The organism is Peribacillus sp. CSMR9 (assembly GCF_033141925.1).
Classification (GTDB): domain Bacteria; phylum Bacillota; class Bacilli; order Bacillales; family DSM-1321; genus Peribacillus; species Peribacillus simplex_A.
In genome coordinates this window covers 77,148-100,572 of the sequence record NZ_JAOPHO010000004.1, presented here as the reverse complement: position 1 = coordinate 100,572, position 23,425 = coordinate 77,148, and the positions used below count along the sequence as shown (strand labels likewise).

At 41.2% G+C, this 23,425-nt stretch carries 20 protein-coding genes, 2 pseudogenes and 1 riboswitch; of the genes and pseudogenes, 4 read left to right on the top strand and 18 right to left on the bottom strand.

Annotated features, from left to right (window positions below; genetic code table 11):
* The first annotated feature begins 386 nt into the window (after positions 1-386).
* Positions 387-2,582, top strand: a complete 2,196-nt coding sequence (locus tag N9I19_RS04765) for an MMPL family transporter (protein ID WP_317777155.1) — start codon at positions 387-389, stop codon at positions 2,580-2,582.
* 188 nt (positions 2,583-2,770) lie between these two features.
* A complete protein-coding gene (locus tag N9I19_RS04760; protein WP_317777129.1) occupies positions 2,771-3,301 on the top strand; it encodes a YceI family protein in 531 nt (176 codons plus the stop codon).
* A gap of 56 nt (positions 3,302-3,357) precedes the next feature.
* Here N9I19_RS04760 and N9I19_RS04755 read toward each other — a convergent pair whose 3' ends face one another.
* The gene (locus tag N9I19_RS04755; protein ID WP_317777128.1) at positions 3,358-4,413 is read right to left on the bottom strand and encodes a FecCD family ABC transporter permease; all 1,056 of its coding nucleotides are present in this window, start codon (positions 4,411-4,413) and stop codon (positions 3,358-3,360) included.
* Entirely contained in the window at positions 4,410-5,414 is a 1,005-nt protein-coding gene (locus N9I19_RS04750; protein WP_061465580.1) for a FecCD family ABC transporter permease, read from the bottom strand. Before N9I19_RS04750 ends, N9I19_RS04755 begins: the two co-directional genes overlap by 4 nt.
* Before the next feature lie 190 nt (positions 5,415-5,604).
* Between N9I19_RS04750 and N9I19_RS04745 the strand changes: the two genes are divergently transcribed.
* Positions 5,605-6,594: an ABC transporter substrate-binding protein gene (locus N9I19_RS04745; protein WP_317777127.1), complete on the top strand. Its 990-nt coding sequence runs from the start codon at positions 5,605-5,607 to the stop codon at positions 6,592-6,594.
* Between the two features lie 98 nt (positions 6,595-6,692).
* On the opposite strand, the gene N9I19_RS04740 is transcribed toward N9I19_RS04745, so the two are convergent.
* From N9I19_RS04740 to secA, 9 genes and pseudogenes are all read right to left on the bottom strand, one after another.
* Entirely contained in the window at positions 6,693-7,886 is a 1,194-nt protein-coding gene (locus N9I19_RS04740) for a PDZ domain-containing protein (protein ID WP_317777126.1), read from the bottom strand.
* A 215-nt stretch (positions 7,887-8,101) separates the two neighbouring features.
* Positions 8,102-9,526: a S41 family peptidase gene (locus N9I19_RS04735; protein WP_061465583.1), complete on the bottom strand. Its 1,425-nt coding sequence runs from the start codon at positions 9,524-9,526 to the stop codon at positions 8,102-8,104.
* Positions 9,527-9,665: 139 nt separating this feature from the next.
* Complete coding sequence (locus N9I19_RS04730) at positions 9,666-11,051, bottom strand: murein hydrolase activator EnvC family protein (RefSeq protein ID WP_317777125.1); 1,386 nt, start codon at positions 11,049-11,051, stop codon at positions 9,666-9,668.
* A gap of 98 nt (positions 11,052-11,149) precedes the next feature.
* Positions 11,150-12,043 carry a permease-like cell division protein FtsX gene (ftsX, locus tag N9I19_RS04725; RefSeq protein WP_317777124.1) on the bottom strand — a complete coding sequence of 298 codons (894 nt, stop codon included), beginning with the start codon at positions 12,041-12,043 and terminating at the stop codon, positions 11,150-11,152.
* Positions 12,033-12,719 carry a cell division ATP-binding protein FtsE gene (ftsE, locus tag N9I19_RS04720; protein ID WP_089361962.1) on the bottom strand — a complete coding sequence of 229 codons (687 nt, stop codon included), beginning with the start codon at positions 12,717-12,719 and terminating at the stop codon, positions 12,033-12,035. Before ftsE ends, ftsX begins: the two co-directional genes overlap by 11 nt.
* Before the next feature lie 291 nt (positions 12,720-13,010).
* Positions 13,011-13,349 (bottom strand): cytochrome c551, encoded by a 339-nt coding sequence (gene cccB / locus N9I19_RS04715; RefSeq protein WP_317777123.1) that lies wholly within the window; start codon positions 13,347-13,349, stop codon positions 13,011-13,013.
* A 49-nt stretch (positions 13,350-13,398) separates the two neighbouring features.
* Positions 13,399-13,583: pseudogene (locus tag N9I19_RS04710) on the bottom strand (YitT family protein); the annotation flags it as partial.
* Between the two features lie 249 nt (positions 13,584-13,832).
* Positions 13,833-14,931 (bottom strand): peptide chain release factor 2 gene (gene prfB / locus N9I19_RS04705; protein ID WP_317777122.1). Its coding sequence is split into 2 segments (ribosomal slippage): positions 13,833-14,867 and positions 14,869-14,931, totalling 1,098 coding nucleotides; the frame shifts between segments, so codons are not numbered across the junction.
* Positions 14,932-15,101: 170 nt separating this feature from the next.
* On the bottom strand, positions 15,102-17,615 hold the full coding sequence (secA, locus tag N9I19_RS04700; RefSeq protein WP_317777121.1) for a preprotein translocase subunit SecA: 2,514 nt from the start codon (positions 17,613-17,615) through the stop codon (positions 15,102-15,104).
* Positions 17,616-18,035: 420 nt separating this feature from the next.
* Here secA and N9I19_RS04695 point away from each other — a divergent pair, with 420 nt between their 5' ends.
* Positions 18,036-18,359 carry a helix-turn-helix domain-containing protein gene (locus N9I19_RS04695; RefSeq protein ID WP_061465590.1) on the top strand — a complete coding sequence of 108 codons (324 nt, stop codon included), beginning with the start codon at positions 18,036-18,038 and terminating at the stop codon, positions 18,357-18,359.
* 143 nt (positions 18,360-18,502) lie between these two features.
* On the opposite strand, the gene N9I19_RS04690 is transcribed toward N9I19_RS04695, so the two are convergent.
* From N9I19_RS04690 to N9I19_RS04660, 7 genes and pseudogenes are all read right to left on the bottom strand, one after another.
* Positions 18,503-18,643: an anti-repressor SinI family protein gene (locus tag N9I19_RS04690; protein WP_081108949.1), complete on the bottom strand. Its 141-nt coding sequence runs from the start codon at positions 18,641-18,643 to the stop codon at positions 18,503-18,505.
* A 31-nt stretch (positions 18,644-18,674) separates the two neighbouring features.
* Positions 18,675-18,759, bottom strand: a riboswitch (cyclic di-GMP riboswitch).
* A 691-nt stretch (positions 18,760-19,450) separates the two neighbouring features.
* Positions 19,451-20,008 carry a ribosome hibernation-promoting factor, HPF/YfiA family gene (hpf, locus tag N9I19_RS04685; protein WP_317777120.1) on the bottom strand — a complete coding sequence of 186 codons (558 nt, stop codon included), beginning with the start codon at positions 20,006-20,008 and terminating at the stop codon, positions 19,451-19,453.
* Positions 20,009-20,261: 253 nt separating this feature from the next.
* Positions 20,262-20,606 carry a flagellar protein FliT gene (gene fliT, locus N9I19_RS04680; RefSeq protein WP_061465592.1) on the bottom strand — a complete coding sequence of 115 codons (345 nt, stop codon included), beginning with the start codon at positions 20,604-20,606 and terminating at the stop codon, positions 20,262-20,264.
* Entirely contained in the window at positions 20,606-21,007 is a 402-nt protein-coding gene (gene fliS, locus N9I19_RS04675) for a flagellar export chaperone FliS (protein WP_089361965.1), read from the bottom strand. Before fliS ends, fliT begins: the two co-directional genes overlap by 1 nt.
* A 24-nt stretch (positions 21,008-21,031) precedes the next feature.
* Positions 21,032-22,543, bottom strand: coding sequence for a flagellar hook-associated protein 2 (locus N9I19_RS04670; RefSeq protein WP_317777119.1), 1,512 nt, complete (start codon positions 22,541-22,543; stop codon positions 21,032-21,034).
* A 14-nt stretch (positions 22,544-22,557) separates the two neighbouring features.
* A pseudogene (flaG, locus tag N9I19_RS04665) lies at positions 22,558-22,829 on the bottom strand (flagellar protein FlaG).
* A gap of 442 nt (positions 22,830-23,271) precedes the next feature.
* Positions 23,272-23,424 carry a hypothetical protein gene (locus tag N9I19_RS04660; RefSeq protein WP_317777118.1) on the bottom strand — a complete coding sequence of 51 codons (153 nt, stop codon included), beginning with the start codon at positions 23,422-23,424 and terminating at the stop codon, positions 23,272-23,274.
* Position 23,425 lies beyond the last annotated feature (1 nt).

Below are 23,425 nucleotides of genomic sequence, written 5' to 3'. Positions count from 1 at the left end.
AATCAGATAAATAATTGCTTTTCTCCTATATGTGAATAAGTATATTTTCACTCCATTAATAACGCCGCTTCATAAAATCGAAAAAACATATAAGGAATCGAGGTACAAAAACGCGTAATTTGCAGGATATTAGAGCTAATAAACAACTGCCATTTTAGTTGGATCAGGATTCATTCCCAATCCTACGGAAGAAAAACTGTTAGCACCCAGTAACTATCAAGATACGCTGCAAACGGGATTCATGATGGATTGAAGCTTTAGAAGCATGAAGGGAGCATACCCATTTTTGTATAAGCTAGCAAAACCCAAATATAATGAAGTAAGGATAAAAAACAAAAAGCGGGGTGCCTTCATTGGACGAATCAATATTAGGAAGACTTGGCAGGATGATGACTGGAAAAACCAGTCGTTGGATTGTCATTGCTGTATGGATAATTACAGCAATTCTATTAACCTTCACATTGCCTGCAGTAAATGATCGAACAGCGAATAATGCCGCTGACTTGCCTGCAGACTCTGCTTCTGTCGTGGCTGATGAACTTATTAACGAAGAGTTTCCGAATTCTTCAGGATTACCGGCCCTGCTGACATGGCATCGGGAAGGAGGACTGACAGCAGCCGACTTGGCCGAAATCCAGTACATCTCCAAAGAACTTACAGATAACCCACTTACACAGCAATCTTTTTTACCACCGCTTCATGACATCCCATTGCCTGCTCTGCAAGAATCAGTTTCAGAGGATGGAACGACTTTCGTACAGCCGCTTTTCTTTAAGGAAAAGACCGGGACTGCCATTCTGGAAAAAAATCTTGGAACCATTAATGAAATAGTATCGGAACGCATTGGATCGGACCCATTCAAGGTCCCGACGGATTCAGATGAATTATCCCTTCGAGTGACGGGCCCTGTAGGGATATCCGTCGATGCAACGGGATTATTTTCAGGTGCTGATTTCCAATTGCTTTTAGCGACTGTAATACTTGTACTTGTTGTCTTATTACTCATTTACCGTTCCCCGCTTTTAGCCATCATCCCGCTAATCGGAGTAGGCTTCGCCTATCTTGTCACAAGTCCGATCCTTGGATACATGGCAGACCATGGTTGGATTACAGTCGATTCACAGGCCATTTCAATCATGACCGTATTATTATTCGGTGCCGGAACGGATTATTGTCTATTTTTAATCTCTCACTACAGAAGTGAATTAAGGACTCATGAAAGTAAACGGGATGCCATGATCGCGGCATTCAAAGATTCATCAGGCGCCATTGCGATGAGCGGCCTTACGATCGTCATTTCCCTACTAACATTGCTTGTAGCCAAATACGGAGCCTATCACCGTTTTGCTGTACCATTCAGCTTGTCCATTTTAATCATGATGGTAGCGGCTTTAACACTTGTACCGGCATTGCTTTCTGTATTCGGTAGGGCTTCCTTCTTCCCAATCGTTCCTCGCACACCAGAAATGGAAGAAGCACGTGCTAAGAAAAAGGGAAAAGCCGTCAAAAAACTTAAAGGATCAGGCCGAATCGGTAATTGGATTGGTCATATCGTCACAACCAAACCATGGATCGTCATTCTTACATGCCTGATCATCTTCAGTGTTTTAGCTGGATATTCTTCGCAAATAAAATATTCATATGATATTCTCTCTTCTTTCCCTAAAGATATGAACTCCCGGGAAGGCTATACTGTCATATCCAACTCTTACTCACCAGGCGAACTGGCACCAGCCACAGTGGTTGTCGATACGGATGGTAAGGATATCGATTTGTCGGATGCATTAAAAGGGATGAGCATCGTTGAAAGTGTTGCTGATCCAGTTACAAGTAAATCAAATAAAAATCTGCAATCCTATGAAGTCACATTCAACATAAACCCATATGATATCGAGGCCATTGATTCAATTCCAGAAATCCGCAATATGGTGGAGAAAGAATTGAAGGCGGCCAATGTCTCTTCAGTTGATGAAAAAGTTTGGGTTGGCGGGCAAACTGCGACACAATTTGATAAAAGGGATACCGTAAAAGCCGATGAATTCATGATCATCCCGATTATCATCGTCCTGATTTCCTTGCTCCTTTTAGCCTACTTGCGATCTATGACAGCCATGGTGTATTTAATGGGAACAGTCATACTCTCATTCTTTGCGGCTATGGGCTTAGGCTGGATAATCTTGCACTATTTCATGGGTGTGGATGCCATAGAGGGGACAATTCCACTTTATTCATTCGTATTCCTGGTCGCACTTGGAGAAGACTATAACATTTTCATGGTTTCAAGCATTTGGCGCAAGAAAAAAACGATGCCAATCAAGCAGTCCATAAGAGAAGGCGTTACAGAAACTAGCGGTGTGATCACTTCCGCCGGAATAATCTTGGCAGCCACTTTTTCCGTTCTTGCCACACTTCCCATTCAAGTATTGGTTCAATTCGGGCTCATTACCGCCCTGGGTGTGTTAATGGACACATTCATCGTACGCCCTTTCCTGGTTCCTGCGATAACCGCCCTACTTGGCCGACGTGCCTTTTGGCCGAGTAAAGTGACTAATCAACAAGTGAAACAACATGACAATTTATAAAGAAAGGTAATCACACCTCTTCTTAAAAGGCCCTGTGCCCCTTAAATGCACAGGGTTTTTACACGTTTTCTAAATAAAGGAAAACTTTCAGTTGACACTATTACTTTCACCTCTTATAATTACATTAAGTTCAAGTATCTCAAATTAAAGATATATAAGTTCAAGATTAATATTCAGGAGGAATAACCATGACCAATACAAAATGGACAGTCGACCCTACTCACAGTTCTATTGAATTTTCTGTAAAACATATGATGATTGCTAAAGTAAAAGGTAGTTTTAGCAAATTCGAGGCAATCATTTCAGCAAATCCATCGGATCTAACAACTGCGGATATCGAGTTTACCGTTGATGTGGCCAGTATTGACACACGCAATGCAGATCGGGATAATCACTTGCGTTCTGCTGACTTTTTTGATGTAGAAAAAAATCCTACATTATCATTCAAATCAACAAAAATAGTGAACACGGATGATGAATACGATGTAACAGGTAATGTAACCCTTAACGGAATCACACAAGAAGAAACTTTCGCCATCACCTTCGAAGGCCAAGGAAAAGATCCATGGGGTAATGAAAAAGCAGGCTTTAGCGGAAAAGGGAAAATTAAACGCAGTGATTATGGTTTAACCTATAACGCAGCATTAGAAACAGGCGGCGTACTAATCGGGGATCAAATCACTCTAACCATCGAAATCGAAGCAGCTAAAGAAGCTTAATGAAAGAAAGAAGCAGCCATCCCTAGGATGACTGCTTCTTTCTACATTTACCGGATTTACGAATTCCTCGTTTTATACAGTAAATAAATGAAGTATGGAGCCCCGATGCTCGCTGTAAAGACACCAGCCGGTATTTCCAAAGGTGAGAATAAGGTCCGTCCAACCAAATCCGCCACCATAACCAGGATGCCACCTAGCAAAGCTGAAGTCGGCAATAACACTCCAAAACTCGAACCAACCAGCCTTCTAGCCATGTGGGGTGCCATTAATCCCACAAAGCCTATTCCTCCAGCAAAAGCTGTAGAACCACCAATCAATGCTGTACTGATCATCAATAATGTAAATCGCTGTTTTTGGACATGCCCCCCAAGCCCCGTTGCAAGGTCATCGCCTAGCTCCTGTAAATTAATATTTCTAGCATACAGAAAGGCAAGTAAAAGGAATAGAATCGTCCACGGAGCAAGCACAGCAATATTACTCCAGCTGGAGTTTGACACTGATCCCGTGATCCAAAGGTTTGCCTGGCTCGCTAGAAAGACTGGGCCAAGAATCATCATCATTGTTGTGAGTGCCTTCATTAAAGCCATCACCCCAATCCCGATCAACACAAGCCTTATCGGGGGAACTCCATTTTTCCAGGCTAAGGAATAAACAAGTAAAGCTACGACTGTCGCCCCAATGAATGCAGCTAACGGCAGCCAATTGATGCTCACCGTTAACGAATGATTCTTGTCGCTAAAAATGGCCATGAAACCAACGACCGCTACAGTCGCTCCTCCTGTTATCCCCAAGATGTCAGGGGAGGCAAGTGGATTTCGAATCATCCCTTGCAGGATTCCTCCAGCTACAGCAAGACCCATCCCTACCAATAGAGCAACGATTATTCTAGGCAGCCGGAAAGATTGGATGATAAGCCGATCGCCCTCAGTTCCCCCTCCGCTAAAGACCTGGAGGACACTCAAAGGATGTATATTCATTTCACCCACTCCAGTACTGATCACAAATACTAATGAAGTGACTAAAAATAATATAAAGATCACGATCATGGCTCTTTTATCCATTAAGAATGATATTTTTTCATTAAAAAAACGAAAGCTCTTAAACGATTTCATCGACCGCTGAACCCCTTTCTAGCTATATAAATAAAGAATGGGGTTCCGATTATGGCTGTCATTACTCCAACCGGAACTTCTCGAGGCATCAGGATATACCTGGATATGATATCTGCTGTGATCAAAAGCACCGCTCCGAAAAGTCCAGAGAACGGAATCAACCAGCGATGATCAATGCCTACTATTGAACGGGTAAGATGCGGAACGACAATTCCTATAAAACCAATCGGGCCTGCAACCGCCACTGATCCTCCAGCGAGCAGAATGATTGCCAGTCCCAGAACAATTTTAAGGAAAACTATATTCAGTCCAAGACCTTTTGCAACATCTTCACCCATGGATAATACATTCATTTTACCGGAGACGACCAAGGCAATGCCCCAGCCAACAGTAAGATAAGGCAGGACGGCTATTAAATTGTCTAAACTTCTTCCGGAAACTGAACCAGCAAGCCAGAATAGGACTTGCTCTAAAAGGGCCTCGTTGGAAACGAGAAGACCTTGTGTCAGTGAAGATACCATGGCAGTCATGGCTGCACCGGCCAATGTCAGCTTCATCGGTGTCAAGCCGCCCCGTCCCATGCTTCCAATCATATATATGCTTATCGCGGCTATGGCTGCCCCTATAAAAGACAACCAAGTGAATACTTGAAGATTGCTTATCCCAAAAACGGTGACCCCAGTGACAACCGCCAATCCCGCGCCTGCGTTGACCCCGAATATATCTGGAGATGCGAGGGGATTTTTAGTCAGCGTTTGCATCAAAACCCCCGAGATGGCTAAACTTGCACCAATTGCCGATGCGATCAGGGCCCGTGGAAGTCTGACTGATTGAATGACAATGTGTTCATTCGTCCCATTGAAATGGGTAAAAGCATCAATGGCCATTTGCCATGTTGTATTTGTATATCCGTATACAATGCTTGAGCATAGTAAAAACAGCAGCAAAAGAATGGTAATGAATAGCCCCATCCATTTCTGCCATGAATTTTTTAATAACATAACCAGTTACCTTTCCAATCATGTTTGTAAATCCTTATTTTATTCAATTGTACTGGCGTTAACAGGATTATGTCAATGAATTTGAGAATCATTTTCAATTATATATTGACAGAAAAGTATATTCATTTTATGATGATGCTGGTAAGTGCGAATGATTATCATTTGCTTTAAAATTGGGAGGGATACATAGATGTTTAAAATAAAGTCATTTTTAACGATTTTTACAATATTTGCAGTCTTCCTTTTAGCAGCTTGCGGGAATTCGAAGGATCAAGCCGAAGGAAATAAAGCTGAAGACAAGAAAAAAGACACAAGCTACACAATAGAGCATGCCATGGGCACTACCGAATTGAAAAAAACGCCTAAAAGAGTGGTCGTTCTAACAAATGAAGGCACTGAAGCATTACTTGCTTTAGGAATCAAACCTGTTGGTGCCGTTAAATCATGGCTTGGTGACCCTTGGTACGACCATATTAAAGATGATATGGATGGGGTCGAAGTTGTTGGTGTTGAACATGAAGTTAACTTAGAGAAAATCGCATCACTGAAGCCTGACTTGATTATCGGAAGCAAGATACGCCAAGAAGCTGTTTATGATAAGTTAAATGCAATCGCCCCTACCGTTTTTTCTGAAACGCTAAGAGGAGATTGGAAAGAAAACTTTAAACTATATGCGAAAGCCTTGAACCTTGAAGAAAAAGGAAACGACGTAATTGCTAAATTCGATAAACGCACAGAAGATCTTAAAGCTAAATTGGGTGATAAGGTAAATCAAAAAGTTTCCATTGTTCGTTTCATGGCTGGAACAACTCGTATTTATTATACAGATTCATTCTCTGGAGTGATTTTCGATCAATTAGGATTTAAACGTCCAGAACAACAGAAGGAACTGTTCACTCCAAATAATAAATTAGGCAACCTTGCCATCGAGGTTGGGAAAGAAGCCATCCCTAAAATGGATGGAGATATTCTCTTTTACTTCACCTACGCTCCTGAAGGAGACAAACAAGCACTAAGCACTGCAAAAGAGTGGACTAATGATCCACTTTGGAAAAACCTTGATGCAGTCAAAAAAGGAAATGCTTATGAGGTTAGTGACGCAACATGGAATACGGCCGGCGGAGTAATAGCAGCTAATAAAATGCTGGACGATATAGAAAAAATCATGCTTAAAAAGTAAAAAGACAGGATCGCGATCCTTCTGAAAAACGGCCTTTCTCGATATAAGATTCGAGAAAGGCCGTTTTACTTTACATTCATGCGCTACGCTTTAATGACTTACCCCGCTTGTCCACTTTCCTTTAATTGATCGTCAACGAACAAGATGCCCAATTCGTAATGCTCCCCGTCAAATAAGGCTCTTTGCACAAAACGAATCTGTTCATTATTATCGATGACCTCAAGCTTGCAATGCGCCCGGTTTATTTGGAGCGCCCTGTATAACTCTTCTTCTTCCCTGACGACGACACCATTTATTTTCGAAATGACCTCCCCTTTAAGCAACCCCATCTTATCTGCCGGAGATTGAGGGATTATGCCTAAGATCTGGACACCAAGCTTACTTTTTGAAAAATAAAAAGGGAGCTTTTCATCCATTGCCTTTTGGGAATAATGCAGGAATTCTCGACCCAGGATTGCTAAAATGGCCGTAATGATTGCCAATGGCGGGTACCAGTAACCAACTGCCGCTAATAGAGTAATCACAAATCCCAATGCTCCAATCTTTTTGCCTTGCGCCCTAATGGCCTGTTCCGGGAGCGTCCCATGAACTTTTTGCTTGAAGCCGATTAAAATGGGAAGCACGATTGGCGACAGATTTATGGCCCCGATTGAAAAAACCGGATACCATTCGAAAGGCGCTGGAAGCTGTCCTCCTGGAATCATAACGAACATTGGAATTAGCCAGATTCGCTGTGAAACATACACACCTATCGGCTGCCCCCTCTTGGATACCTCCAACTGTGGGGATACCTTTTTACTTCCATTGCCTACAATCAAAAACCCTTCAGCAATCAGCAATAACCCTATCAAAATAACAAGTGTCGGATATACGGACCGATCCAGCTGATTAAACGCATCCTGAAATACCGTCAGCTTGATATCTCTATCATATAAAAAGAAAAGGATAAAGAAAGTGAGTCCCACCGTATAAACGGGGGAAACGAACCTCCTTTTCATGGATAACATAGACAAGATCGTAACCCCTGCCATGATGAACAGCGCCGCCAAGGGAATGGTGAGTCCCAAAGCCAACGTGAGGACAGAAAGGATTAATCCCCATATCAACCCTTGAGATAACATGGAACGCAGCTCCATGGAAATACTGTAGATCTTCGTATTAAAATCATGGCGTTCCCGTTTAACGCGAAGATAGCCGATGAATAAACAATATGCAATCGAAACATAAAGCAAAGGATGAAGGAAGAGTTTTCCTAATCCCATTAAGCATGCTATCAGCCAATCCGTTGTCAATTTCTATCCACCATCCTCAAAAGTAATCAAAATTTTGTTGAATTTCGTTCTGGTCATATACCTCCTATTCTATCAAAAATGTAACCTCCCTGCCTATTAAGATGCAGAAAAAGTAGCTTTATCTTTTGTTTCCCCTACACTGCCTTCATGTTTCCAGACGGAAGCTTGATCAAGCGCAAAAAAAGCACCGCTCCTTAAGCTGCGGTGCCTTCGCATTATTTCACTAAATAATTCAAAGCCGTGCGTAATTGAATATCATTATCTTCATCCTGGATCTTTTCCAGTATGGCGGATTCAAGATGTGCCGCGGTTTTAGCGTCCAGCTTGCCAGTCACTTTCAGTCCAAACTGTTTTTGGAATGCTTTTACAGCGACTTCCGTACCCCAATCGAAATAACCATCCTCACGACCCGGTTCAAATCCAATTCCTTTCAGAATGCTTTGTGCATACTGGATTTGTTCATCGTTCATATCCCGCTGCAGGACCTTCTCAACGGCCAGCTGATGGGCATTAAAGTAATCTGGCTGTTTTACTTTGATTGTCGGTTTGATCCCCTTTTTATGGATCCAGTTGCCTGAAGGCGTCAGCCACTTATATAATGTAAGTTTAATCTTACTGCCATCACCCATCGGTACAGCTTGCTGTACTGTGCCTTTCCCGAAGGTCTTCTCGCCGACCAATGGATAACCTCCCGCCTCCTGCATGGCGCCAGCCAGGATTTCCGAGGCTGATGCGCTGCCTTTATCCGTCAAAACGGCAATGGGATAATCTTTCGCTTTCTTAAGGCTTGTAAAAAACGATTGGGTTTCTCCCGTTCTTTCTGCAATTTGCAAATAGGGCTTTTCTTTTGTGATGAACTCGCCAAGAATCGTTTCCACACTAGAAAGAAGGCCACCTGGATTGCCTCGTACATCTATGACCAAGCCTTCGATTCCCTTCTTTTCCAGCTCCTTCATCTGTTTTTTGAAATCAGTGGCAGTATTCTCCGAAAATGTAGTCAACTCGATGTAACCTATTTGTTCTCCGGCGACTTCCTTAATTGATGAAAATACGGTATCCAATGGAATTTCAGCACGAACCATATTGAATTCAAGTGGATTGGCAACCCCTGCCCGCTTTATTTCCATTTTTACGGGTGACCCTTTTTCGCCACGGATTTTCAGGCGTGTTTCATATAGATCTAAACTTTCTACACTTACACCATTCACCTTAAGGATTTGATCTTTCGGCTTTAATCCAGCTTTTTCGGCAGGCGAGTCTTTGTAAGGAGATACAATTATGACCTTACCATCTTCCATTCCAATTTCAGTCCCTATTCCTTCAAAAGAGGAGTCCAAGGTTTCATTGAATTGCTTAGCGGTCTCCTTGTCCATATATACGGAATAAGGATCTTTCAAAGCTGACAGCATCCCTTGGATGGCACCTTCCACCAGATTAGAACCGTCCACCTGTTCTACATACTGGCTTACGATCAAACCGTAAGCTTGTTCCACTTTTGCCCATTCCTTATCCTTCGGTATTGTTTGACTTTCTTCCTTTGCTTCATTCTTATCCGGGAAGCTTGTCCAATATATGCCCCCCACTGCTCCAATGGCTAGTGACATGATGATTGCTAGAGGAAGTACCCATTTTTTGACCATATTTATCCCCATTTCTGACCCTGATATGTATTTCACTATATGTGGGGATTGGAATGAATATGCTTGAAGAAAATGATACACCACAAAAAAACAGATTAGGAATTTATCCTAATCTGTTTTTCCGATGATATATTGGGTATTAAATATTTATATAGTTTAATGGATTAACAGCATTTGACTTACTATAATTCCATGGCCCTTTATGTAACTCAAAGTGTAAATGCTGACCGGTTGAATGTCCAGTGCTACCCATGATGCCAATTTGTTGGCCTTTGGCAACAACAGAACCTTCGCTTACTTGTCTAGATCTTAAATGTGCATACACAGTAGTCCATTGCTGACCGCCGATTGAATGGGTAACAAAGATGACGTTACCGTATGTACTTGATAAGTAAGAACGGCTTACGACTCCGTCGGCTGCCGCTACTACTGGAACCGTTCCGCTAGCAGCAATATCGATGCCGGCATGCTGTTTATTCCAACGTTCACCCATTCTTGATGATACATATCCTGCACTTGGTCTAGTGAAAGTACCCGATGATACAGCTGGCACTTGACTTACATTAGACGAAGAGAGTGAAGGTGATGGTGATGAACTGTTGCTTTTTGCACTGGATTCTGAAGAAGTAGATTGTTTTTTAGATTCGGATGCTCGAGATGCTGCTTGTGCTGCCGCTTGAGCCGCTTCTTGCTCTGCACGTTTTTGCGCTTCGGCTGCCGCTTTTTTACGAGCTGCTTCCAATTCGGCAAGACGTTGATGCTCTAAGTTGATGGCTGACTTGATAGCTTTTTCTTGAGCAGCAAGATTCTCTTTTTCTTCCTCTAAGCCCATCTTCACATCTTCATGTTCTTGAGTTTGTTTCTTTAATTTCTTAACCAATGCGTCCTTTTCTTGCTTCTGCTGCTTTTGTTGCATTTGAATTTCCAATAGTTCAGCTTTTGCCACTTGTAAACTGGCAAGCTTCGTTTCAACGGCATTTTGCTTTTCTTCCAGATCCTTTTTATCCAGCTCATGCTGTTTTAAAATATCCCTGTCGGCTTCAGCAATTGTCGCTACAGCTCCGACACGGTCAACTAAATCCCCAAAACTGGATGATCCGAATAATACTTCAAGATAGTTCACGTCCCCACCAGTCTCCTGGAAAGAAAGTGCCCTTTCCTTCAATACTACATTACGTTTTGCGATCCGCTCTTTTAATACTTTAATCTCTTCTTTCAATGCCTCTATTTCTTTTTTCGTTTCTGTAATTTCAGCATTTTTAGCATCGATTTTTTTTGAGGACTCTGCAATTTTCGCTTCAATGGCCTCGATTTGTTCTTCTGCTGTCATTTGCTTATCCTGCAGGTTATCGATTTTCTTCTCCGTGTCGGAAATATTCGATTCAACCCCCGAACGTTTTTCCTGAATGGATTCTTTCTGTTTTTGCAGATCCGAAATCGACTCAGCATGAACCGAAGGTGCCGCTAAAATGCTTCCCAACCCAATCATGATGGAGGCATTCATGGCAATGATATTTTTTTTCACGTTTCATTTCCCCTTTCAATCCCGTTACATCCAGTGCCTTGTAACGTCTCTCTATCTGTATCTGGCTTCTTTTAATATTCGAGTGTAAAGATGCTTTTTTATACTTTCAAGAACTTCCTAACGGACATCAAGCTGCCCCATATCCCGATAACGGCGCCAATTACAATGAGGATGGCCGAAACTTGATAAATAAATGGGTTTGCAGGTAGAAAATCTATGAATTTGAACGTAATCTGCGGTGCAGCATATTTATAAATATTGTAGTAGAGTGCAGCAATCAGACCGATTGGAACGATGGAACCGAGGATTCCCAACCATAGTCCTTCCAAGAAGAATGGCCAACGGATGAATGTATTCGTTGCTCCCACTAATCTCATGATCTCAATTTCTTTTCTTCTAGCTACAATGGTAATTTTAATCGTATTCGAAATCAGGAACATTGCAGTAAATAGTAATCCTACAATAAGAACGATCCCTATGTTTCTCGCGATATTCACGAATTTGAATAGTTTCTCGACGTAGCCTTGTCCATATTTAACACTTTGGATATAATCAAGACCTTCGATTTTCTTTGCCACCTTGATGACATCTTGCGGAGATTTCGTTTTGATGATATAAACGTCCCTTAATGGGTTGTCCTGTTCAAATGGTTTAAAAGCATCACCATTATCGCCCAAATCATCTATTAAATTCGTAAGCTCTTCATCTTTTGGAGAGAAGATGACTGATTCAATGCCCTTCATCTCCGTAATCTTCCTACCAATTTCTTTTATATCGTCATCATTCGCCGCATTATCAATATGTGCACGAACTTCGACATCTTTCTCCACATTTCCCGCGATATGATTTAAATTCATCATGAGCACTAAAAAGACGCCAACCAATGTTAGTGTGACCGTTACTGCACTGACTGAAGCAAACGTCATCCATCCATTACGGCCAATATTTTTAAAACTTTCACGGAAGTGACGGAGCAATGTTCTAAATTTCATATCCGTAATCACCTCGATGTTCATCGCGAACTATTTTTCCACTTTCAATGGCAATGACACGTCGTTTGATATTGTTGACGATGTCCCTATTATGAGTGGCCATGACAAGTGTAGTTCCGCGTTTATTAATTTCTTCAAATATGTTCATGATTTCCCACGATGTTTCAGGATCAAGATTCCCTGTAGGCTCGTCGGCTATGACTACCTTAGGATCATTGACGATCGAACGGGCTATCGCAACCCTTTGCTGTTCCCCACCAGATAACTCGGAAGGCAGCATCCTTGCTTTATGTTTAATGCCAACCAGATCAAGAACTTCCATGACTCTCTTTTTGATTTCTTCTGGTTCCTTTTCGATAACTTCCATGGCAAATGCTACATTTTCATATGCAGTGAATGTTTGAAGGAGTTTAAAATCTTGGAATACCATACCGATATTACGGCGGAATAGAGGAACTTTCGAATTGCGGATACTTGGCAGGCTAATGCCATTGACCAAGATATTACCGCTTGTCGGCTTTTCTTCCCTATACATCATTTTGATGAAGGTCGATTTTCCGGCACCACTGGGACCTACTACATAAACGAACTCGCCTGGCTTTATTTTCACATTGATACCATTAATGGCAATTACGCCATTTGGATATGTCTTTTTCACATCTATCATTTCTATCATTCTAAAACCACCTAATTTGCTTGTATTATCACTATGTATCTACAGCTTTTTCGACAATTTTCACTGAAATCTGACAGGAATCTCTCTTACTTGAGCACAGAAACATTATAACATCAAATTTTGTCAAATTAAGCATAAAAAATATTACAGTTTCATTTCAGTTAGACATATATCAACATCTATGTAATATTCCTAGGATTTGATTGCTTGATAAGGGATTAAATGTGGTTATTCGAGGTTTTTAAAGGAGACTAAATGAAACGTCCTGCTAAGCAGAACGTTTCATGATCTTTACTTATGTTCGGCAAGCCATTCCGCGACCATACTCGCTTCCTTGCCTTGGATTATAGCTTTTGGCATTGCACCTTGGCCATTCGCAATGACCTTTTCGATGTCCGCTTTTGATAGCCTCGAGCCGACCTTCGTTAAATTCGGTCCCACACCGCCTTCGAGATTCACTGCATGGCAGCTTGAACATTTGTTTTCGTAAATTTTCGCGGCATCACCAGCACCAGCCGTTGTCGTTTCGCTATTTTTAGCAGGCTCTTTATCTGCAGCATCATCATTTCCACCGCATGCTGCCAAGGCCAAAGAAGTACCCAGAAATAAGGCTAACCATTTCATTTTCATTGAATTTACCCCCTCTGATTTATACCAGTACAAGAACATTATACCAATTTCATTCCAGTTTAAAACCCTCCCCAAGTACCTCCGATGCGTCGATTACAATTACAAACGCTTTAGGGTCAACTTGTTTCACCATTTGTTTCAATTTGGTGAATTCCGACTGGTCTATTACGCACATCATTATATAGGACGAGTATCATCCGTATAGCCGCCATATCCCGATATCCCTGTAACACCACCCCGGTCATGGCAATTATGGCCGAACCAACAATCACCCATCAATACTCCATTAACTTTTGCATTAAAGGATGCTTCGCCTCCCGGTTTCTTTTCCTCTATATATAGTATTGGCAAAACGAAGCAGAACATCCCTTTTCATATCCTGTTAATGTCAGCCAGAGGACGTGTTTAATAGGTCATTCAAGGATCTTTCATTCATACAAAACCATAAAAAAGCCGGACCGCGAAACGGTCCGACTTAATATCTTATAATTTTGAACGTAAGTACGCATCAATGAACATATCAATATCCCCATCCATGACAGCTCCCAAGTTTCCGGTCTCCGCACTAGTACGGTGATCTTTAACCATGGAATACGGGTGGAAAACATAAGAACGAATTTGGCTTCCCCAGCCAATTTCCTTTTGCTCACCGCGGATTTCATCCAAATCCGCTTGTTGCTGTTCAATTTCGCGTTGATACAATTTGGCTTTCAGCATATTCATGGCTTGGGCCTTGTTTTTGATTTGCGATCTCTCGTTTTGGCACGTTACCACAGTATTGGTAGGTAAATGGGTGATCCGGACTGCCGAGTCAGTTGTATTGATATGCTGACCACCTGCACCACTTGCCCGGTACGTGTCGACTTTCAAATCTTCCGTGCGTATTTCTATATTGATCGTCTCATCGAATTCCGGCATGACTTCACACGAAACGAATGAAGTATGGCGCCGTCCCGATGAATCGAAAGGAGAAATACGGACTAGACGGTGCACGCCCTTTTCCGCTTTCAAATAGCCATAGGCGTTATGGCCTTTGAAAAGTAAAGTGACACTCTTGATTCCAGCTTCATCACCTGGAAGGTAATCAAGGGTTTCCACTTTAAAGCCTCTTTTTTCACCCCATCTTGTGTACATACGAAGTAGCATGGAACCCCAATCCTGGGACTCCGTTCCGCCTGCACCTGGATGAAGTTCAAGAATGGCATTTTTCGAATCATATTCTTCACTTAGTAAAAGTTGAAGTTCAAAGTCATTCATCTTTTGTGAAAGAATCGTGATTTCTACTTCCAGCTCAGCCAAAAGTTCTTCATCATTCTCTTCTTTCACTAGTTCATATGTCAAATCCAGATTTTCATATGATTCATTAAGGTCGGACAATTGATTCACTTGTTCTTTCAAAGCATTCGTTTCATTGATGACAGTCTGTGCTTTTTGCTGATCATTCCAAAAATCAGGATGTGTCATCTCATTTTCAAGCTGTGCGATTCGTGCCTCTTTTTCATCTAAGTCAAAGAGACCCCCTAAAGTCCGTTAATCGTTGCGCTGTCCGTTCGAGTTCATTTCTAATTTCTGCCAATTCCATTTCTCTTCACCTCATTAAGTATGTTAAAAAAAATCCCTGTAGAGGGATTCGCTTCATTACAAATTAACCTCTTCAAACTATATGCAAATATATTGCTTTATGCAAACTAAACATGAAAAGAGGCGGCAAGCGTTAAACTTTACCGTCTCATAATCATTATACACCTAACTTTAGCCTAAATTACCATGGCAATTCTTATATTTTTTACCGCTGCCGCATGGACATAACGCATTCCGGCCAACGTCTTCCTTTTTACGGGCAGGGGCCTTTTTCACTTTTCCCCCGTCTTCTTCCTTCGGGTTGACCGCTTGTCCTTTTATGACTTCCTTCCGCTCTAAATTGTTGCGGATTTCAGCCTTCATGATATATTTAGCGACTTCATCTTCCATAGAAGCAATCATGGCTTCAAACATTGCGAAACCTTCAGATTGATATTCACGTAACGGATCGATCTGGCCATAAGCACGAAGGTGGATCCCTTGGCGCAATTGCTCCATTGCATCAATATGGTCCATCCACTTACTATCGACTGCACGAAGAACGATTACTTTTTCGAACTCACGCATTTGTTCTTCGGATAGCTCTTCTTCTTTTTGGTCATAGCCTTCTTTCACTTTTGCTAAAATGAATTCAACCAATTCCAATTCATCTTTTCCATCTAAATCATTTACAGTGATTGAGCCTTCATTGAATAGGTTACCATTCAGGTAATCGACTAAACCTTGTAAATTCCAGCCTTCCTCATCGCCCATTGGTGCAAATGCGGCAACATTGCGCTGGATGGATGCAGTAATCATCTTTTCGACGATTTCACGTAGGTTCTCACTTTCCATTACATCGAAACGCTGCTTATAAATAATTTCCCGTTGTTGACGGAGAACATCATCATATTGCAGTAACTGCTTACGTGAATCAAAGTTATTGCCTTCGACCCGTTTCTGTGCGGATTCAACGGCCCTGGTCACCATTTTACTTTGAATTGGCTGGGAATCATCCATACCAAGACGTGCCATCATGCTTTTCATGTTATCCGAACCGAAGCGGCGCATCAATTCATCTTCCATTGATAAATAGAATTGAGTGACCCCTGGGTCTCCTTGACGGCCGGAACGACCACGCAACTGGTTATCTATACGCCTGCTCTCATGGCGCTCCGTACCGATGACAGCAAGCCCACCAAGCTCCTTGACACCTTCACCAAGCTTGATATCCGTACCACGTCCTGCCATGTTGGTAGCGATCGTGACTGAGCCTTGATTACCTGCATTCGCAATGATTTCCGCTTCACGTTCATGGTTCTTTGCATTCAAAACATCGTGAGGGATCCCTTTTTTAGATAAATAGGCAGAAATGACTTCAGATGTTTCGATGGCAACCGTACCGACAAGCACAGGCTGACCCTTTGTATAACGTTCGGCGATGTCTTCCACGACAGCCTTGAATTTTCCATCAGTTGACGCGTATATAAGATCTGCCCGGTCATCCCTAACGATATTCCTGTTTGTCGGGATCGCGATGACATTCATATTATAGATATTGCGGAATTCCTCTTCTTCCGTTTTGGCTGTACCAGTCATACCGGAAAGTTTTTCGTACATCCTGAAATAGTTCTGGAACGTAATCGTCGCAAGAGTCATGCTTTCATTTTGAATCTCAAGGCCTTCTTTCGCTTCAATCGCCTGGTGGAGACCTTCACTGTAACGGCGGCCCTTCATCAAACGGCCAGTGAATTGGTCAACGATGACAATCTCACCTTCCTGGACCACATAATCCACATCCAAATGCATGGAAACATGCGCCTTCAACGCCTGATTAATATGATGATTCAAAGTAACGTGACTAATATCGAACAAATTATCGATGTTAAACGCTTTTTCAGCTCGGTTCATCCCATCTTCGGTCAGCTGAACACCTTTTGTCTTTTCATCATACGTGTAATCCGTATCTTTTTGTAACGTTCTCACAAACGCATTGGCTTGAATATAAAGCTGGGCCGATTTTTGTGCGGAACCGGAAATGATCAAGGGCGTTCTCGCCTCATCGATCAAAATCGAATCGACTTCATCAATGACAGCAAAGTGCAATGGGCGCTGTACCATTTGTTCTTTATATAACACCATATTGTCACGTAGGTAATCAAAACCTAGCTCATTATTCGTGCTATACGTAATGTCAGCATTGTACGCCTCTTGTTTTTCTTCTTTAGAATGACTGTTCAAATTCAATCCGACGGTCAAGCCAAGGAAATCATACAATACACCCATCTCAGTAGCATCACGGTGTGCCAGATATTCGTTGACAGTAACGACATGTACACCTTTACCAGTAAGCGCGTTTAAATAAACCGGCATGGTGGAGGTTAATGTTTTACCTTCCCCCGTTTTCATCTCGGAGATATTTCCATCATGAAGCGATGCCCCACCCATGATTTGAACACGGTAAGGATATAAGCCCAGAGCACGCTTTGCCCCTTCACGCGCAACCGCAAAAGCCTCAACTAGCAGATCATCCACTGTTTCCCCGTTTTGATAACGCTCTTTAAACTCACCCGTTTTGGCACGCAGCTGTTCATCCGATAACGCAGCCGTCTTATCAGCCAGCGCTTCGACCTGATCAGCGATTTTTTCCAAACGCTTTATTTCCCGCTTATTCGGATCAAAAACTTTATTTAATATATTAAGCATTCAATAACGCTCCTCTATTATGGTAATGATCGTTCAATAACAAAATTCATATAAGTAAGAAGAAACACACCTTCTATTATTACAATCCACGCTTAATTTTACCACTTCTACCCTAGAGGTACAACTTCATGTCACTTACCTGGTATAGACCTGAATACAATTCTTGCGAAAAACAATGGATAAATGAAGAGTAAAACTGTTAAAATAAAAGGAAGTATAAAAAATATATTGCAAACTCCCCACTATTCCAAATGCAACTGAGAACTATCCATAACCTTCCATCACTAGATCTGTGTCCTTCTCTAGCGATAGCATGTCAAGGTAATCAAACCTTACAGGCTCCATGCTTTGAATGATTTAATGTGGGCTACTCAAACTTATAAGCAGAAGATAAATAGAACATGTTTCGAGGTGGTATTGATGATTGGTAAACGTGTAAAAAAACTGCGAGAAGAAAAGAAAATGTCCATGACTGAACTCGCCGATAAAGCGGGGGTGGCAAAGTCTTACTTAAGTTCGCTCGAGCGAAACTTACAAACGAATCCTTCTATTCAATTTCTTGAAAAAATCTCCGCCGTGCTTAACATTCCTGTTGATGCCCTTCTTTACGATGCACCAAATAAGGAAAACTTGGACACTGACTGGATGAAAATCGTTGAGGAGGCTATGAATTCGGGTGTATCAAAACAACAATTCAGGGAATTCATCGAGTTTAATAAATGGAGGAAAGATAAAGAAGAATAGTAGTTTAATAATCTACCTACATAATCCGGAAGAATACAGCTTGAATGAACTAGACTTGCTAGAATCTCATGGAAGAACAACCCTATAAACAGCTAATGAATTGAACCACTGTTTATAGGGATGTTCTCGCTCCTTTTCAGTACTCAACTTCCATCGTTCTCCTCTAATGTAACCTCAAGGCTTTCCCGTTCAAAAAAAGCACTAATTTCCTCTTTTTTGAAACCCAAGCTCCTTGCTTCTGAAATCAACTTTACCCATTCTTGATCTATTTCCACATTAGCCACCTCTTCTACCTCCTAAAATACTCTTTGTATTTCAGGCAGACCAGCCATCGCAGTCGCTAAACCTTAGACCTGTGCCTTTGCGCCCTAATCTTCCAATAAGTTTGCCTTTGTCGTGTTACTATTACCAAATACATTACTTTTAAACATATTATAACGGATACACACTCCATATATTGCTATTTTATGTCGGTAAACTATCTAAAAGCAAACCTTTTATCCGACAAAATATTACAATATTAGGAATATTTAATATTAATTCAATCATTATCAAAGTCCTATTCATATTCGCTTTTTTATAAAATGGGGGATACTGCCTTCATTAACCATTCGATGGGCGTATTAATTCTCTCTTTAGGTGCAATCAATTTTTTGCACAGTTAAGTCCTCACCGCAGATCGGGCAAAGCCACTTTCCATATTCGGCACTGCTAAAGGAAGCCCTATGGTATTTATGGCAATTGTTTCGATATAAAAAATGCCCCCTCTGCACCTTGATCAAATGTTTTTTTGCAAGAAACTACTCGTTCTCTTTAAAGAATTAACAACTTGAGTATAGTACAAAAGTTGGAGGTATTTGAATAGGTAAAAATAAACGTCTATCTCGTTAAAGAACAAGAATTGTTCGTTAATTACAGTCATTTTTTATACCTTTTGATTATATCCATCTAACTTTAGTAAAATAGTAATGAAATAATCAACAGCAAACATATGGACTCATCGGCTATTAATGTAATGGGAAACTACCAAAATGTATAAAAAAAGCACAACCCAGAGGCTGGGTTGTGCTTTCGATCTAAGATTAATATATTTAACTAGGTTCAATTAATCCGTAGCGTCCATCTTTACGTCGGTACACCACGTTCGTTGTGTTAGTATCCGCATTCGTATATACGAAGAAACTGTGACCAAGCATATTCATTTGTAAAATGGCTTCTTCACTGTCCATCGGCTTCAAATCAAAGCGCTTATTGCGGACCACTTCAATATCAGTATCCTCTTCGAATTCATCCACCACTTCGTCAACTTCCGTATTGAAGGCGAATGCCTCAGGAGTCGGAGATAGGTTGTTCCGGAACTTACGATTGACCTTCGTTTTATGTTTACGAATTTGGCGTTCAAGCTTATCATTGATCAAGTCAATGGCAGCGTACATATCCGCATTTTCCTCTTCAGCGCGAAGAACCAAATTCTGCATAGGGATCGTCACTTCGACTTTGGATGTATTATTGTTCACTTTCAAATTCACTAACACATTTGCATCTGGTGTATTGTTAAAATATCGTTCTAACTTGCCAATTTTCTTTTCGACGTATTCTCGAATTGCTGGAGTTACCTCAATGTTTTCACCGCGTACGTTGTAATTCATAAAGTGAGTCCTCCTTAAATTAAGACTATACAGTTAGATTCTACAATACCCCTCCGGTTCCCTTTAGAAACACATCATGAAATATGTCGAAATTATGAAGCAATTGTCGGAAGGTTTTGGAAAGGGTTGATGTCTGCCCTAGCTTCATTATAACAAATGCCTAGCAATAAAGAAAAAATTAAGCCCGAATTATTTACAGAAAATTTAAAAATATTTAACATAAAAACCGTTTGGAATCCAAACGGCTGGGTAATCAATTTCTTTTATCGTAGAACATGCCATCGATTGATAGACTTTCATAGGGGTTCGTGTACTTATTAGATGACTTTTTCTTCTTATTTATTTCCTGGATGTCCCGCTTTATCTCCAGCTTTTGGAGATAAAGCATGCGATCGACCTGTTCGTTAAGTAACATTGTTGCACGGCCAAGCTGTTGCTCTTCACCAGTAAAAGGCGGTTTGATTTGAGAAAGAAGTTCATCCCGCTGGTCAATCAGCTGTGTGAACCTTTCTATTTTATCTTCACGTTCTGCAATCGTCCGATCTTCCAAAACGGCAAGTAATTCAACAGTCAAATCATGAAATGTTTGAATGATCATTACACTTGACCGCTTTGTGTAAACTGTTTTTTCCGGTTCATCTGAATAACTTCCTTCCAGGTATTACGGAAGTCAGTAACGAGTCCCTCGACCTCTTCCAAGGCTGCAACATCATTTTTCATATTCGCCTCTATCAGACGTCGGTTCATGAAATCATACAGACTCATCATTTCCTTGGACACTTCGACATCCATATTCAGCGTCACCATCAATTCATGGACAATGTTTTGCGCCTTTATGATGTTGGTATTTTTCGCTTCGATATTTCCTTCTTCAATTGCTTTTTTCCCAAGCATGATGAACTTTATGCAGCCATTATAGAGCATTAATGTAAGCTCTCCCGGGGATGCTGTATTGACTGAACTTTGTTGATATGATTGATATGGATTATTTATCGCCATATTTATCTTCCTTTCCGACTTGCCTTAACTAAAATAAGAAGCTAACGATGAACTTTGGCTGTTTGCCTTTTGAATCGCTTTTTCCATGGCCGTGAACTGATTGTAGTAGCGCGATTCCAATTTCATTAACTTTGCTTCAAATGTTGATATCCTCTTATCCAACCCATCAACCAATTTTCCAATTGTAAAATTGTTATTAACATATCCGGCCTTTCCGGCCTTTTCAGTAATCACTTTCATGGATGATTCTATATCATCCCGTAACCGGCGCGCGAGGCCTTTATCGCTTTTCTCCGTTCCATTGGCCATGAACATATCATAAATCGCATTGGGATCTTCACTAATTGCTGCCCGGAGCTTGTCCTCATCAATCGTTAATTTACCGCCCTCCAAATAATTCTTGGTCGTAGTGATACCCAAACTGCTGAGATTGTTTTTTCCTGTGATTCCATCCACCGAGGTGTATAGGGACGTTCTCATCGTAGTTAGGAGACTTTTTAGTGTTGAGTCACTTTTTAACGTTCCGCTCTTCGCTTTCTCATCCCACATCTTCACTTCATCTTCTGTCATTGCCTTCTTTTGCTCAGTAGTAAGCGGGGTAAAGGAGCGATATTTCGCTTCACCTGTTTTATCCTGAACCTTTTTAATGATTTCATTGTATTTATTCACAAACTGAGTGATTGTGTCCAAGATGGAATCCACATCAGCCGTTGATGAGAATGTGATGGTATCCGTCGTTTTCTGCTTAACCGTTATTTCCACTCCATTGATTTGAAACGTATTCGAAGGCCGGGAAATGTCCAGTCCATTATAAGTAATCGATGCATTTTCCCCTTTTGCGCCGCCAGCCCCTTCATTATTACTGCTCATTTTTAACACAGCAAAAAAATCTCCGCTACCCCCTAATTCAATTTCAGGACGATCATTTACATCACCGGTATTTTTAGCAGTGATGGAAAACTTCTGGGAGGTTTCATCAAAAAATAGAGTCACTCCCGAGTTAGCATTAATTTTATTAATAACACTCTCTAGCGTATCGTTTTCATTAAGAGTAAGCGTATACGGTTTGTCCATTGTTACTCCATCTTTTACTTCCGTATCAAAACCGCCATCTTTATTGATAGCCAGTATCGTAATATCTTGAGGAGTCGTGATACCCAATTCCGATAGTTTCTTTTTGGAATCAGTAACTGCTGATTTATCTGTACTGGTCATGGTTGCTGCTTTGGCAAGCCCATTCACCTTGATATTTCCAGTAAAATCACTGGTCGAGCCCACATTTCTCACCGATACTGCCTCTGGATTCGATACCGATATTTTCTTTTTAATAAAGGAAGACTGCTTCCCAACCCCATCACGAATGAGTCTATCCAATTCTGATAAAGATGTATTTATCGAGCGGTAATCATCCCGCTGCCACTCGGAATACTGCTTTTTCTGTGTTAATTTATCCAAAGGCACCCGTTCCGCCTGCATCATACTCTTAACTAATTCATCAATGTCCATTCCACTCGCAAAACCACTGATTCTTACCACAATCAATCACCCGCCTATATTTTTTCATCCACCATAATCCCGACAAACTCTGTCATTGCCGCATAGAAATCCAGTAACTTCTTAGGAGGGATCTCCCTGATCGTCTCATCCGTAACGTCATCCACAACCTTGACATAATACTCATTCAGCTCCTCATACTCAAAACGGATGGCCGTTTGTTTGGATCCAGGAAGGTGTTCAAACTTTCCACTACTTCTTTCACCTTTTCTTTAGCAGGCTCATTATTAGATTCCACACTTTGTTCTGAATAGGCAAGCGTATTCATTTCACGTTGATAATATGAACTAATTCCGTCTGAGATTGCTGTTCTAAGCTGTGAGGAAAGAATATTCGTGGACAAACTCTCCAGCATCTAAATAGCCCCCAATTTGATCTATATACTTTTTATATCGGTAATTAAGGTTTTATTTTTAGTCACTCATAGATTTTGGTTGCACCTGCAAATACTCATTAATGATCCTTTGCTATAAAAGAGATTCTACTAAAAAAACTCCAGAAAAATATTTGGGGTCTAGTTGATTTCCACTCCAGGCACTCGCTTTCCGCGGGCGGTCCGGGAGACTCCTCGGCGCTTTTGCGCCTGCGGGGTCTCCCTTGGACACGTATCTCCCGCAGGAGTCTCGTACCTTCCGTTCCAATCAACTTTGTTCTAATATTTAGATAGAAAGCCCTTTACCTACAATCTTGTTTAGGACTTCCCTTTTTATTCAAATAATCAGCGAACATACTAAAAATTGATATATCCCATCCAGCTTGTGATTGATAGCTGTGTTCACAGTCATTTCACCATACACATTACTGACATCTTCAGCTATGTATTTTGCAGTGCCATCATACTCCATAAGGTTCCTTGGTGACATG